The sequence below is a fragment of the Achromobacter spanius genome, from assembly GCF_002812705.1.
GTDB lineage: Bacteria > Pseudomonadota > Gammaproteobacteria > Burkholderiales > Burkholderiaceae_B > Achromobacter > Achromobacter spanius.
The window spans coordinates 3,400,920-3,413,866 of the sequence record NZ_CP025030.1; the positions used below are offsets into that span (position 1 = coordinate 3,400,920).

Genomic DNA, 12,947 nt, shown 5'->3' on the forward strand with positions numbered 1-12,947 from the left:
TGTCCTTCGGACTTAAAGATGTATTATGAATGCATGTTTAAAAAGCGATCCCCGATCGCCCTCCAAGGAGCAGCAGATGTTGAGCCCCCAAGTCCGCGCGCTGGTCAAAGCGACCGCCCCCGTCCTCAAGACGCACGGCGTGGCGTTGACGCGCCATTTCTATGCGCGCATGTTCGAACACAATCCTGAACTGAAGCACGTCTTCAATCAGGGCCATCAGGCCGGTGGTCAGCAGCAGCACGCCTTGGCGGGCGCGGTGACGGCGTATGCCGAGCACATCGACGATCCCTCGGTGCTGGCGCCGGTGGTGACGCGTATCGTGCACAAGCACGTCAGCCTGGGCATACGGCCCGAGCACTACGCCATCGTGGGCAAGCATTTGCTGGCGTCCATCCGCGAAGTGCTGGGCGCGGCAGCTACGGATGAACTGGTGGACGCCTGGGCCGCCGCCTACGGCCAGTTGGCCGATCTGCTGATTGCCGAAGAGTCCCGCCTGTACGCGGAATCCGCCGCCAAGCCGGGCGGCTGGACGGGCTGGCGCGCCTTCCGCGTGGTGGGCAAGCAGCCGGAAAGCGCCGAGATCACGTCCTTCTACCTGGCGCCGTCCGACGGCGGGGCCGTACCGGCTTATCGTCCGGGGCAGTATGTGTCGGTGCGCGTGTACGTGCCCGAGCTGGGCCTGATGCAGCCGCGCCAATACAGCTTGTCGGATGCGCCCGGCCAGGACCGGCTGCGCATTTCCGTCAAGCGCGAAGCGGCCGGTGCGGACACGCCGGCAGGGCGTGTGTCCAACGCCTTGCATGACCGCCTGGAAGAGGGCGGCGTGCTGGACGTGGCGCCGCCGCAGGGCGATTTCCATCTGAAGGACGACAGCGATGCGCCCGTGGTGCTGGTGAGCGGCGGCGTCGGCCTGACCCCCATGGTGTCCATCCTGAATCACCTGGTCCGCGCCAACGACGAACGTCAGATCCGTTTTGTTCACGGCTGTCGCAACCGTTCGGTGCACGCCATGAAAGACCATGTGAACCAGATTGCGGCCGAGCGCGGCAACGTGCGCAAGGCAGTTTTCTACGAAGAGGTGGGCCACGGCGACCAGGCCGGGGTTGATTACGACCATCGCGGCCGCGTGGACCTGCGAGCCATCACGGACGATGCCATCGTGCCCGGCGCCGACTACTACCTGTGCGGGCCGGCGCCCTTCATGGCCGCGCAACGCGCCGTCTTGCTGGAGCTGGGCGTGGACCCGGGCCGCATCCACGCTGAAGCGTTCGGCACCGGCGGCGCGCCCGCCTGAGCGGTGTATCCTGGCGGCCTGATCTTGCCAGGCCGACCCGGGCCCCCATCCATGCCATGCAACTGACCCGATTCACCGACTTCGGCCTGCGCGTCCTGATGTACCTGACGCAATGCCGTGACCGGCCAGCCGCCGTGACCATCCCGGAGATCGCCGGGCGGTTCGACGTGTCGCGCAATCACCTGGTCAAAGTGGTGCACTTCATGTCGCAGCGCGGCTGGGTCAGCACGGTGCGTGGCAAGGGTGGCGGCTTGCGCCTGGCGCGCGAGCCGTCTGCCTATCAGGTGGGCGACCTGATCCGCGAACTGGAACAGCAAGGGCCCTTGATCGATTGCCGCGAGCCGCCCTGTGCGCTGGACGGCGCGTGCCGGCTGGCGGGCGTGCTGGCGCAGACGCTGGCGGCGTTCTACGACGCGCTTAATGCCTACACCCTGGCCGACCTGGTGCGCGACCCCACCGCCGCCGCCATCATCAAGCTGCACCGCGCCGCCTGAACTGAAACCCAGGGCATGATGTTTTGTTATGGATGCTGCGGCGTTTGGCATTTGCCGGACGGCCCGCGCGCGTTCCAGAATGGAGCCGTTCCCTGTTCTCTTGGATGAAGGCATGCGCGTTTGCGTAATCGGTGCGGGCGTGGTCGGTGTAACGTCCGCCTATTTCCTGGCGCGCCAGGGCCACGACGTGGTGCTGGTGGACAGCCAGGCGCGTCCGGCGGAAGTCTCCAGCTACGCCAATGGCGGCCAGCTCAGCTATAGCTATGTGGCCCCGCTGGCCGGCCCGGGCGTGCTGCCCAGCGTGCCCGGCTGGCTGCTGCGCCAAGATTCCCCGCTGCGTTTCCGGCCCAGGCTGGACCCCCATCAATGGCGTTGGTGCCTGCAATTTGCCTTGGCGTGCCGCGCGTCGGTCGCCAAGGCGTCCACCGCGCAATTGCTGGGCTTGTCCTACCTGAGCCGCGACGTCATGCACACGCTGCTGGAACAGGAAAACCTGGATTTCGGCCATCTGAAAAACGGCAAGCTGATCGCCTATCGCAGCGCGGCCTTGCTGGACAAGGCGCGCGCGCTGGTGGCGTACCAGGCGGGCCATGGCGCCCAGCAGCAGGTGCTGGACGCCCCGCAAACCCTGGCGATGGAACCGGCGCTTGCCGCCATGGGCAGCAAACTGGCCGGCGCCATCTACACCCCCAGCGAAGAAGCCGGCGATTGCCGGCAGTTCACCGAAGGCCTGTTCGACCGCCTGCAATTGCTGGGCAACGTGGAATGCGCGATGTCCAACCCGGTAACCGGCTTGCAGCGGGAAGGCCGCCGCATCGTGGCTGTGAACACGCGCAACGGCGATATCGGCGCCGACGCCATCGTGCTGGCCACCGGCATCGGCACCCGCGCGCTGCTCAAGCCGCTGGGGCATGACGTGCCCTTGTATCCGCTGAAGGGCTACAGCCTGAGCGTGCCCCTGGCTGACGACGACACCGTGGCCCCGCGCATCAGCGTCACGGACTACGAGCGCCGCATTGTCTACGCGCGCGTGGGCAAGGTGCTGCGCATTGCGGCCATGGTCGATATCGGCAGCGCCAACGCCGATATTGATCCGGCGCGCGTGGCGCTGTTGAAGCAACAGGTGCGCGAGGCGTTTCCGGCCCTGGACCTGACCCAGGCCATCCCCTGGGCCGGCCTGCGTCCCGCCACGCCCACCGGCAAGCCGCTGATCGGGCGCAGCCCCGCAGCCGACAACCTGTGGCTCAACATTGGCCAGGGCGCCTTGGGCTTTACCTTGGCCTGCGGCAGCGCCGCGCTGCTGACGGCGCAGATGGCCGGCCTGGAATTGCCGCTGGACCCCGCGCCGTTCCGGCCTTGAATCCAGAAGGGTTCAAGATTCACGGGCGTTCAATACAGGCCCACGCCGCGCAGCCATAGTGTTGCTCTCTAGCGGGAGCATCCATGAGCATTTTCCAAAGAACCACCATCGCGCTGGCGCGTAGCCCCGCGATGGGGCGCGCCATGCGGGCGGTGGCGGCGCGCACGTCGCTGGCGCAGCGCTTTGTGGGCGGGGCGGACGTAGACGCCGCCGTGCGCACCGCGCTGCGGCTGCGCGACGCGCACGGCATCCGGGCGTCGCTGTTCTACCTGGGCGAATACGTGGCCGAGCCGGCCGCCATCGAGCACAACGTGTCGGAGGCCATCCGCGCTTGCGGCGCGCTGGGCGCGGCGGGCCTGGATGTGCACGTGTCGGTGGACCCCACCGCCATCGGCTACATGGCCAGCGACGCGCTGGGCGAGGCCAACGCGCGGCGTATCGGCGAGGCGCTGCGGCAGGCGGCTGGGCGGAAGATAGGGCAGACGGCGAGGCAGGGGACAGGCCCGGCGACAGGACAGGCAACGGGCCAGGACACGGGCCAGGCGGCGCGGGCGGGACAGCACTGGATGGTGTTGGACATGGAAGATGCCGGCATCCGCGAACGCACCTGCGTCTTGCACCGCAGCTTGCTGGAAGCGGGCCTGCCGGCTGGCCTGACCTTGCAGGCGCGGCGGCGGCGCACGCCCGAAGACCTGGCCTGGGCGATCCGCCAGCACACGTCCTTGCGCCTGGTGAAGGGCGCGTTTCCCGAGCGCGCGCTGGACCACGCGGGCCGCGACCGCATCGACCACGCCTATCTGGACGCGGCCGCCATCATGCTGTCGCGCGAGGCCCGCGAGGCCGGCTTCTACCCGGTGTTCGGCACGCACGACGACCGCCTGGCCGGCGCCATCATGGCCTTGGCGCGCGAACGGGGCTGGTCGCCCGACGCGTTCGAATTTGAAATGCTCTATGGCGTGCGGCCGGACTGGCAACTGGCGCTGCGCGACCTGGGCTATAACGTCAGGGTTTATCTGCCCTTTGGTGGCGATTGGTGGCCCTACGCCATCCGCCGCGTGGGCGAAAACCCCGGCAATGCCTGGCTGCTGGCCCGTTCGTTAAAGGCCGATGGCGGGTACTTCGGTTAGCGGCCCGATTGCCTTGCCGGGGCTCCTTGCATCTTTGCTTGCTTCTCTGGTGGCATCTTTGCGTTGTTCTTTGCTGCCTCTTTTGGCCCATTCTTCTGGCGCGGTTTTCCAACGATCTCATGGCCGTCACCCAACACATCTGGCATTGCGGCGCGGGCTTGCCCGGCGACGTGCTGATCGCGGACCTGCGCGCTTATCGGTACGCGCCGCATTTCCACGACGCCTGGTCCATCGGTGCTGTGGAACACGGCCACTGCGCGTTCACCGTGCATGGCGTGGCGCATTCGGCCGCCGCGGGCGATCTGGTGGTGATCGCGCCCGGCCAGGTGCACACGGGCGGCACGTCGGATGCGCCCTTGTCTTACCGCATGGCGTATATCGACGCCGCCTGGTTCGACGACCACGCGCAGGCCTTGTTGGGTGCTGTCTCGCGCTTGGCCGGGCCGGTCATCACGGCGCCCGCGCTGTGCACACAATGGTTGGCCGCGCTGACGCCAGCCGCTATCCCCGATAGCGAACGCCGCGAACGCATTTCGGCCGCCTTGTTTGGTCTGCTGGCGGCGCACGGCAAAGCCATCGGCGCGGAGCATATAGACGGCGCCAATTGTGCAGACGGCGCCAATGGCGCGGACCGTGCTGACGATGCCCGCAGTGCCGATGGGAAGGACGCGGCGGACGTCTGCGCCTTGCTGCGCGAACGCATGACCGCCGACCCGGCTTGCGCGCCGGACCTGGAAGCGCTGGCCCGCGCGCAGGACCGTCACCGCACCACGCTGGTCAAGCAGTTCGCGCGCCGTTACGGGCTGCCGCCGCAGGCCTGGCTGCGCAATTGGCGGGTGGCGCGGGCGCGGGTGTTGTTGCGCGCCGGCCTGCCCTTGGCGCAGGCCGCCCAGGCCGTGGGCTTTGCGGATCAGGCGCACCTGACCCGCGTGTTCAAGCAGGTTTACGGCAGCACGCCGGGCGCGCTGCTGCGCGCGGATTCCCAGACGTTGCGAGCGCGGGGCGTTTCGATCCGGTAGTCCGAATATTTGCGGCTGAAGAACGTGGCCCCCAACTGCTCGGCCGCCAGCAAGGGCGCACGCGGGTCAGCCGCGATTTCCCCGCGCAGGTTGCCGGCGCCATGCACAAACCCCACAAAGTCCGAGTGCGTATACCGCGCGTATTCCTGCACCTGATGCACGATGCCCAGCGCCGCGCCGGGGTAGGTTTCTTCAGACGCCACGGCCAGGCCCAGCCGCTTGCCGGTCATGCGCGCCTTGACCCGTTCCGGCTCCGGCCCGCTGCCCGCGTAGTGCGTGAACGAGCGGTCAAAGAACGCCTTGGTCTGCGCCGACATGCCGTACCAATAGATAGGCGTGCAGATCAGGGCGCCGTCGGCCGGCAGGAAGTGTTCCAGGAACAACTCCGGATAGCGGTCTTCGGGCGCGGGCTGGTGCCGCAGGTCCGACAGAAAGCCGTTGAGGTAGTCATCCAGAAAGAGCAGGGTGGTGGCAAGGCCGGCGGCGTTCGCGCCGCGTTGCGCGGCCGCGCCCAGCGCCGCGCTGTTGCCGTCGCGGCGGGGGCTGCCCACCAGGATAAGCAAGCGTTGAGTGGGCTGATTTAAATTCATGGTGAGTCCCTTGGGTGGGTTCAGAGTCAAGGCATCAATGTAGGGATCAAGCGATCCGGCGACAAATGACGAATCCTTGATTACGATGAATCCAATTCATCTAAAGGAATGCTGGAAAAGGAGCGCCAGAACCCCATGTTTGCGACCCTGCCCGTCACCGCGCTGCGCACCTTCGAGGCGGCCGCCCGACTGCGCAGTTTCAAGCTGGCCTCGGTGGAACTGGCCGTGACGCCCACGGCGGTCTCGCACCAGATCAAATTGCTGGAACGCCAAGTGGGTGTGGCGCTGTTTGACCGCGTGCCGCGTGGCGTGCGCTTGACCGACAGCGGCGCGCGTCTGTTCGCCAGCGTGCATGGCGCCTTGCTGGAGATTGCGCAGACGCTGGATGCCTTGCGTCCCGAACCCGCATCGGGCGCGCTGACCCTGTCCACCACGCACTCCTTCGCGGCGTTGTGGCTGGTGCCACGCCTGGGACGCTTTCACCAGGCCTATCCGCAATATCAGTTGAACCTGCAAACCGGCGCGGATGCGGTCGACCTGTTGCAAGACGCCAGCGTGGACGTGGCGGTGCGCTACAGCCGGCAACGGTATCCGGCCTTGCATACGGCGGCCACGTTGCCGGAATGGTTCGGCGTCTACGGTGCGCCGTCGCAAATTACCCAGTTGGAAAAAAGCGCGGATAAGCGCGCACCGCCACCCGCGTCCCCGCCCACCCCCGCGCTGGTCACCGTGCGTTGGCGCGATTCCGATTTGTACGACCAAGGTTGGCGCGCCTGGTGCCAGGCGGCGGGTTTGCCGGCATGGCAGGCGCCGTCGGCGGTGCACGCCTATGAGGAAGAACACTATGCCTTGCAGGCCGCCATTGCGGGGCAAGGATTGGTGCTGGCCAGTTCCGTGATGGTGTCCGACAGCGTGCGCGCCGGCACCCTGGCCGCCTACCGGCCACAGGTGCGGGTGCCGGGCGCGGCCTACCAGGCGCTGTGCGCGCCCGGGCGCGAACGCCATCCGCCGGTCAAGGCTTTCCTGGCGTGGCTGACGCGGGAATTCCAGGCATGACATCGGCAGCCTGGCGGCGGTCGGGGCGCGGCAACAAGGGCAGCGCCGCCAGCATCAGCGCGCCCGCCAGCACCCAGGCGGCGGGCCACGAACTGGCCGCGACCACGTGCGGAATCGCAAGCGGCGTCAGGAACAAGCCCAGGTAGACGCAACTATTGGCCATGCCCAGCGCCGTGCCGGCGCGCGCGGCGCCCGCCAGCGTGGCCAGTTCGGTATACGCCACGCCATGCCAGGCGGACGCGCAGATGCCTGCCGCCGCCAGCAGGCCCGCCATGGCCAACACCGCGCCCGCCGCCGTGGGCGCAGCGCTGACCGCCCACGCCACCGCGCCCAGCGCCGCAAACAGCAGAAAGCTGCATTGCGCGCAGCGGCGCAGATAGGCGCGCCGGTTGCCGTGGCGATCGGTCCATCGGCCGCTGGCGATGCGCGCCACCATGGCGCCCAGTTGTACCGCCACCATGACCGCGGTCAGCGTGCCGATGCCGGCGTGGCTGACGTCATGCAGGAATACCGTGGCGAAGGTCAGCACGGCAAATTGCGGGCAGCACATCAGGCCGATGGCGGCGGCGGCGCGCCAGACGCGCGCGTCCCGCAGCGGCGAGGGTGCGGTGCGTCGGCCCGTGGCCGGCAAGCCGTGGCCCGCTTGGGCAGGCTGGGCGGATTGGGCGGGTCCAGCAGATTGGGCCGGCTGACGAGGCTGGTCGGATTGTCCGGGTTGAGCAGATCGAGCGGGCTGGCGAGGCAGGTCGGAGGCCGGCTCGCGCAGCCAGCAAGCGGCAAGCACCGCCGCTGCCCCGCACATCAGTGCCAGCACGCCGAACACCGCCGCAAAGCCCGCGTGCGCCGCCAGCCAGGGAAGCAGCAGCGCGCCCAAGCCGCCGCCCAAGGGCACGGCGGTCTGGCGGATGCTCATGGCCAGGCCGCGCTCGCCGTCGTCAAACCAGGCCATCACCGCCCGGCCGCTGGCGCCGTTGACACTGCCGCCCAGCATGCCGACCAGCACCAGGCCCACCGCCAACAGCCACAGGCTGGGCACGGTGGCGCCATCCGGCGAGGCAAAGCCGCTCATCCAGGCCAGCGCCGCAGCGGTCGCGCCCAGACCGGTCAACAGTACCGGGCGGTCGCCCCAGCGGTCGGTCAGCAAGCCCCAGGGCAGTTCGAACAGGGCCACGCCCAAGCCCATCAAGCCTAGCGCCAAGCCCAACTGATCGTTGTCCAGGCGGTAACCGGCGCGCATGAACACCGCCGTGGTGGGCAAGCCCGCCGCCGCGGCGGAGAAGGCGGCGTTGGCGGCTACGCCCACCGCCAGCACTTTCCAGCGATGGGTAGGGCGGAGCGCGGAGTTGGGCACGGGGTAGGGCGCGAGGTGAGGCGCCGGATGGGGAGCCGGGTGGGGCGCGGGGTGGAGTAAGGGCGGCGTCGAGGGCACGGACATGCAGAACTCCAAGAGCAGGTAACAAGGACCCAGCCAGTTTGCGCATCTGCTATCGTTTTGAAAATCAGGAAATATTGCGTCAATTGTTTTGAAAAACAGGACTATTCAATGCGGCCTGTCACCTTTGACCTCGATGTGCTGCGCAGCTTTGTCGCGGGCGTGGACCTGGGTAGTTTTGGCCGCGCGGCCGACCGCCTGGGCCGCTCGACGTCCGCCATCAGCGCGCAGATGAAAAAGCTGGAGGAACAGGCGGGCGTGCCGCTGCTGCGCAAAGCCGGGCGCGGCCTGGCGCTGACCGAGGCCGGGGAAACCATGCTGGCCTATGGCCGCCGCCTGTTGGAATTGAACGACCAGGCCGCGCGCGCGGTGCAGGGCGGCGAGCTTTCCGGCCGGGTGCGGCTGGGCATGCAGGAAGATTTTGGCGAGATGGTGTTGCCGCAGGTGCTGGGCCAATTCGCCAGGGCGCATCCCAAGGTGCGGATCGAAGCGCGGGTCGCGCGCAATGCCGAATTGCTGGAACGGCTGGCGGTGGGGCAGTTGGATCTGGTCCTGGCCTGGGACTACGACGCGCGCGTGCCGCATGCGGAGCGCTTGCTGGATCTGCCCATGCGCTGGATCGGCCCCGCGCAGCCCACGCACGCGGCCAGCAGCCATGGCACTGACACTGGCTCTGGCTCTGGCACAGGCGCTGGCACTGGCAATGGCAATGGCAATGGCAATGGCCATCGCGATCGCAATGGCAATCGCGATGGCGATGGCGATGTGCCCTTGGTGGCGTTCGAGGCGCCGTGCCTGTTTCGCACTTGCGCCACCGATGCCCTGGACCGTGCCGGCCTGCATTGGCTACCCGCGTTCACCAGCCCCAGCCTGGCTGGGCTGTGGGCAGCGGTGTCGGCGGGTTTAGGCTTGGCCGTGCGCACGCCCTTGGGCTTGCCCGCCGGCGTGCGCGCGTTGGCGCCGGGCGAACAGGGCCTGCCGGCATTGCCGTCGATTGCGCTGTCGCTGTATCTTGCCCATGCGCAGCCCGATCCCGTGACCGCCGCCTTGGGCGATATCGTGCGGCGATGCATCCAGGACAGCGCCGCCGCCTGGGCGGCCCCTGCCGTTTCCTCCTCCCCGTCTTCCCCAACCGCTTCCCCCTCCGCTTCCCCCTCATCCTCCCCATTCAAGCCCCCGCGCGCCAAGGTCCATCCATGAATCGCTTCCACGAAATGTCGGTGTTCCTGGCCGTGGCCGAGGCGCAGAGCTTTGCCGCCGCCGCGCGGCGCCTGGACATGTCCGCGCCCACCGTGACGCGCAGCGTCGCGGCGCTGGAGCGGCGGCTGGGCGCCTTGCTGCTGGTGCGCACCACGCGCAGCCTGCGCCTGACCGAAGCCGGCCAGCGCTACGCCGCCGACTGCCGGCGCATTCTTGAAGAGGTTGAACAGGCCGACGACGCCGCCGCCGGCGTAATGGCCGTGCCGCGCGGCGCGCTGCATGTCACCGCGCCCGCCTTCTTTGGCGAACTGCACGTGATGCCGGTGGTGCTGGGATATCTGCGCGCCCATCGCGAAGTCTCGCTGCGCACGCTGTTGGTGGACCGCGTCGTCAACCTGTTGGACGAAGGCGTGGACGTTGCGGTGCGCATCGGGGCCTTGCCGGATTCCACGCTGACGGCGGTGCCCGTTGGGCACGTGCGCCGCGTGGTGTGCGCCGCGCCCGCGTTTTTGCAGGAACACGGCGCGCCCGAACACCCCGATGCGCTGGCGCGTTTTTGCACGATCACCGCGGCAATGGAAGGGCGCGGCGCGCAGTGGCGCTTCATGCAGGACGGGGAGCCGCGGCGGATGAACGTGTCATCGCAGTTGACGGTGACGTCGTTTCAGGCCGCCGTGCTGGCCGCCTGCGAAGGGTGGGGGCTGACGCAGGTGGTGTCGTACCAGGTGGCCCGCCACCTGAAAAGCGGCGCCTTGCAGGTGGTGCTGCGCGACTTTGAATTGCCGCCGATGCCGGTGCACGTGGTGTACCCGGAAGGCCGCCGCAGTTCGGCCAAGGTGCGCAGCTTTGTTGAATTCTGCGTGGAGGCCTTGCGCTGCGATCTGGCGGCGCTGCCGGTCTGAACCGCCGCGCCCGGGGCGGCGCTGCGCGTTTCCCGTTTTCCTCGCTGTCCTTTCAGCGCTGTCCTTTCATTTTCGGCAATAGTGTCTTGTTGCGGCTGGCCGTTCACGCGGCGGGCGGGGAGGGCCAACATGGAGCCCTCGTTCACCCACTCTGGAAATCTCCATGTCCGCCGCCCCGTTGATCTTCTATAGCTTTCCCCTGTCTGGCCACGCGCATCGAGTCGCCTTGATGCTGTCGCTGCTGAACGTGCCGCACCAGCGTGTTGACGTCGACCTGCGCGGCGGTGAACACAAGCGGCCGGCATTCCTGGCGCTCAATGCGTTCGGCCAGGTGCCGGTGATTGATGACAACGGCACGGTGGTGGCCGACTCGAACGCCATCCTGGTTTACCTGGCCACGCGATACGGCGGCCAGGCCTGGTTGCCCAGCGACCCGGTGGGTGCTGCCGCCGTGCAACGCTGGCTATCGGTGGCAGCGGGGCCCTTGGCCTACGGCCCGGCAACGGCGCGCCTGATCACGGTGTTTGGCGCGCCCCACGACGCGGACACCACCATGGCGCGCGCGCATGCCTTGTTGACGGTCATGAACGGCGAGCTGAGCGGCCGCGATTTCCTGACGGGATCCACGCCGACGATCGCGGATGTGGCTTGCTATGCCTACGTGTCGCACGCGCCCGAAGGCAACGTGTCGCTGGCGGATTATCCGCATGTGCGCGCATGGCTGGACCGTATCGAAAACCTGCCCGGGTTCGTGCCCATGGCACGTACCGCCGCGGGTCTGCAAGCGGCTTGAAACCGGCAACAGCCCCCACGGCAAGGACCACATCATGACGAACGCTGACGCTACGCTGCACAATGCATCCCCCTGGCATGCGGGCGAACGCCTGCTGCAAACGCATGTCGGCATGGCCGAGCGCATGGCGCAGATCGGCCCCAAGGTCATCCGCGACTACATGCCGGACCAGCACCGCGCGTTCTTTGCGCAGTTGCCCTTTATGGTGATGGGCACGGTGGACCCGCAGGGCGACCCCTGGGCCGGCGTGCTGGAAGGCGAACCGGGCTTTGCCGTATCGCCCGACCCGCACACGCTTAGTGTGGCCGCAGCGCCCGACGCCGACGACCCACTGCGCGCGGGACTGGGCCAGGGTCAGCCGGTGGGCCTCTTGGGGATTGAATTGCACACGCGCCGCCGCAATCGCATGAACGGCCGCGTTGCCGCGTGGGATGGCCAGCGCTTTGATGTGGCGGTCACGCAGTCGTTCGGCAATTGCCCGCAGTACATCCAGGCTCGCGACTTCAGCTTTTCGCGTCCGCCGTCGTTGCGCGTTGCCACGGCGCAAGCCGAAACAAACCAGTTGGACGACGCGGCGCGCGCGCTGATCCGCGCGTCCGATACGTTTTTCGTGGCGTCGTATGTGGACGCCCCGGACATGGACCCCGCTGTGAACTCCGACTTAAACCCGGACGTAGCCCCGGCCATGGCCCACAACCCGCGCGCCGGCCGGGCGGTGGACGTCTCGCACCGGGGCGGCAAGCCAGGCTTCGTGCGGGTGGACGGCAATGTGCTGACCATTCCCGACTTCTCCGGCAACCGCTTTTTCAACACCCTGGGTAATTTGACGGCGAACCCGCGCGCCGGACTGGTGTTCATCGACTTTGAGAATGGCGACGTATTGCAGGTGTCCGGCCGCGCGGAAGTGGTGTTGGACAGCCCTGAAATTCAGACCTTCGCGGGCGCGGAACGACTGTGGCGCGTGCACGTGCGCCGCGTGGTGCGCCGCCCCGGCGCCTTGGCGCTGCGGTGGCGGTTCCACGACTACGCCCCGACCGCACTCGCCACGGGGCAGTGGCCCGTTTAGGTGGCGGGCGGCGTCGTCTTCTGCACGACCGTGTCGTCGGGTTCCAGCAGGCGGCCGTCCTGCGCGCGGATTTCCAGGCGCCGCACGGCCTGGCCGCGCTTGCGGTCGATCAGCGTGGAATGGGCTTCGGCGGGGCCGTAGTAGTGCTCTTCGCCCCATTGGCGCAAGCCGACGATCACCGGAAACAAGGCGCGGCCTTTGTCCGTCAGCACGTATTCCTGGTAGGCGCTGCCGTCCGATGCGGGGGCCACGGCAAGAATGCCGTGGGCGACCAGCGTGCGCAGCCGGTCGCTAAGAATGTTCTTCGCCACGCCCAGGCTTTTCTGGAATTCGCCAAACCGCCGGATGCCGTCAAACGCATCCCGCACGATCAGCAGCGACCACCAGTCGCCGATGGCATCTAACGAGCGCGCCACCGGACAGGCGGCGCCTTCAAGGCTGGTGCGTTTGACCATGTTGGGTCCTCAAGCAAAAGGGATGGGCGTAGGGACGGCGGGAACGGCACTAGACAGAACGGTTGCATTATAAAACCTAAAGATCTAGCATTCTGGTTTCTTAATAAAACCGAATAGAACCTATGCCTGACCCCTCACATACTCGTGCCAATCCCGGCG

13 protein-coding genes are annotated in these 12,947 nt (G+C 67.8%); 10 read left to right on the forward strand and 3 right to left on the reverse strand.

All coding sequences use genetic code 11. The features are described from left to right. Positions 1 to 76 precede the first annotated feature (76 nt). The 5 genes from hmpA to CVS48_RS15515 all read left to right on the forward strand — a co-directional run bounded on the left by hmpA (position 77) and on the right by CVS48_RS15515 (position 5,294). Positions 77 to 1,294: an NO-inducible flavohemoprotein gene (gene hmpA / locus CVS48_RS15495; protein ID WP_100855209.1), complete on the forward strand. Its 1,218-nt coding sequence runs from the start codon at positions 77 to 79 to the stop codon at positions 1,292 to 1,294. A 56-nt stretch (positions 1,295 to 1,350) separates the two neighbouring features. Further along, on the forward strand, positions 1,351 to 1,788 hold the full coding sequence (locus tag CVS48_RS15500; RefSeq protein WP_100855210.1) for an Rrf2 family transcriptional regulator: 438 nt from the start codon (positions 1,351 to 1,353) through the stop codon (positions 1,786 to 1,788). A 112-nt stretch (positions 1,789 to 1,900) separates the two neighbouring features. Continuing rightward, the gene (locus CVS48_RS15505) at positions 1,901 to 3,148 is read left to right on the forward strand and encodes a D-amino acid dehydrogenase (RefSeq protein ID WP_100857679.1); all 1,248 of its coding nucleotides are present in this window, start codon (positions 1,901 to 1,903) and stop codon (positions 3,146 to 3,148) included. A gap of 83 nt (positions 3,149 to 3,231) precedes the next feature. Then, a complete protein-coding gene (locus CVS48_RS15510) occupies positions 3,232 to 4,275 on the forward strand; it encodes a proline dehydrogenase family protein (protein ID WP_100855211.1) in 1,044 nt (347 codons plus the stop codon). A 119-nt stretch (positions 4,276 to 4,394) separates the two neighbouring features. Then, positions 4,395 to 5,294, forward strand: coding sequence for an AraC family transcriptional regulator (locus tag CVS48_RS15515; RefSeq protein WP_100855212.1), 900 nt, complete (start codon positions 4,395 to 4,397; stop codon positions 5,292 to 5,294). On the opposite strand, the gene CVS48_RS15520 is transcribed toward CVS48_RS15515, so the two are convergent. Continuing rightward, positions 5,219 to 5,884, reverse strand: a complete 666-nt coding sequence (locus CVS48_RS15520) for a flavodoxin family protein (RefSeq protein ID WP_100855213.1) — start codon at positions 5,882 to 5,884, stop codon at positions 5,219 to 5,221. The genes CVS48_RS15515 and CVS48_RS15520 overlap by 76 nt on opposite strands. 135 nt (positions 5,885 to 6,019) lie before the next feature. On the opposite strand from CVS48_RS15520, the gene CVS48_RS15525 reads away from it, so the two are divergent. Further along, the gene (locus CVS48_RS15525) at positions 6,020 to 6,940 is read left to right on the forward strand and encodes a LysR substrate-binding domain-containing protein (RefSeq protein ID WP_100857680.1); all 921 of its coding nucleotides are present in this window, start codon (positions 6,020 to 6,022) and stop codon (positions 6,938 to 6,940) included. Here the strand turns inward: CVS48_RS15525 and CVS48_RS15530 are convergent. Further along, positions 6,897 to 8,375 (reverse strand): MFS transporter, encoded by a 1,479-nt coding sequence (locus tag CVS48_RS15530; RefSeq protein ID WP_100855214.1) that lies wholly within the window; start codon positions 8,373 to 8,375, stop codon positions 6,897 to 6,899. The two genes, CVS48_RS15525 and CVS48_RS15530, sit on opposite strands and share 44 nt — an antisense overlap. Positions 8,376 to 8,483: 108 nt before the next feature. Between CVS48_RS15530 and CVS48_RS29640 the strand changes: the two genes are divergently transcribed. From CVS48_RS29640 to CVS48_RS15550, 4 genes are all read left to right on the forward strand, one after another. Further along, on the forward strand, positions 8,484 to 9,572 hold the full coding sequence (locus CVS48_RS29640) for a LysR substrate-binding domain-containing protein (RefSeq protein WP_242001264.1): 1,089 nt from the start codon (positions 8,484 to 8,486) through the stop codon (positions 9,570 to 9,572). Next, the gene (locus CVS48_RS15540; protein ID WP_100855215.1) at positions 9,569 to 10,474 is read left to right on the forward strand and encodes a LysR family transcriptional regulator; all 906 of its coding nucleotides are present in this window, start codon (positions 9,569 to 9,571) and stop codon (positions 10,472 to 10,474) included. Before CVS48_RS29640 ends, CVS48_RS15540 begins: the two co-directional genes overlap by 4 nt. A gap of 163 nt (positions 10,475 to 10,637) precedes the next feature. Continuing rightward, complete coding sequence (locus CVS48_RS15545; protein WP_100855216.1) at positions 10,638 to 11,267, forward strand: glutathione S-transferase family protein; 630 nt, start codon at positions 10,638 to 10,640, stop codon at positions 11,265 to 11,267. 34 nt (positions 11,268 to 11,301) lie between these two features. Continuing rightward, on the forward strand, positions 11,302 to 12,333 hold the full coding sequence (locus CVS48_RS15550; RefSeq protein WP_100855217.1) for a pyridoxamine 5'-phosphate oxidase family protein: 1,032 nt from the start codon (positions 11,302 to 11,304) through the stop codon (positions 12,331 to 12,333). Here CVS48_RS15550 and CVS48_RS15555 read toward each other — a convergent pair. Beyond that, positions 12,330 to 12,788, reverse strand: a complete 459-nt coding sequence (locus CVS48_RS15555) for a winged helix-turn-helix transcriptional regulator (protein WP_100855218.1) — start codon at positions 12,786 to 12,788, stop codon at positions 12,330 to 12,332. The two genes, CVS48_RS15550 and CVS48_RS15555, sit on opposite strands and share 4 nt — an antisense overlap. Positions 12,789 to 12,947 lie beyond the last annotated feature (159 nt).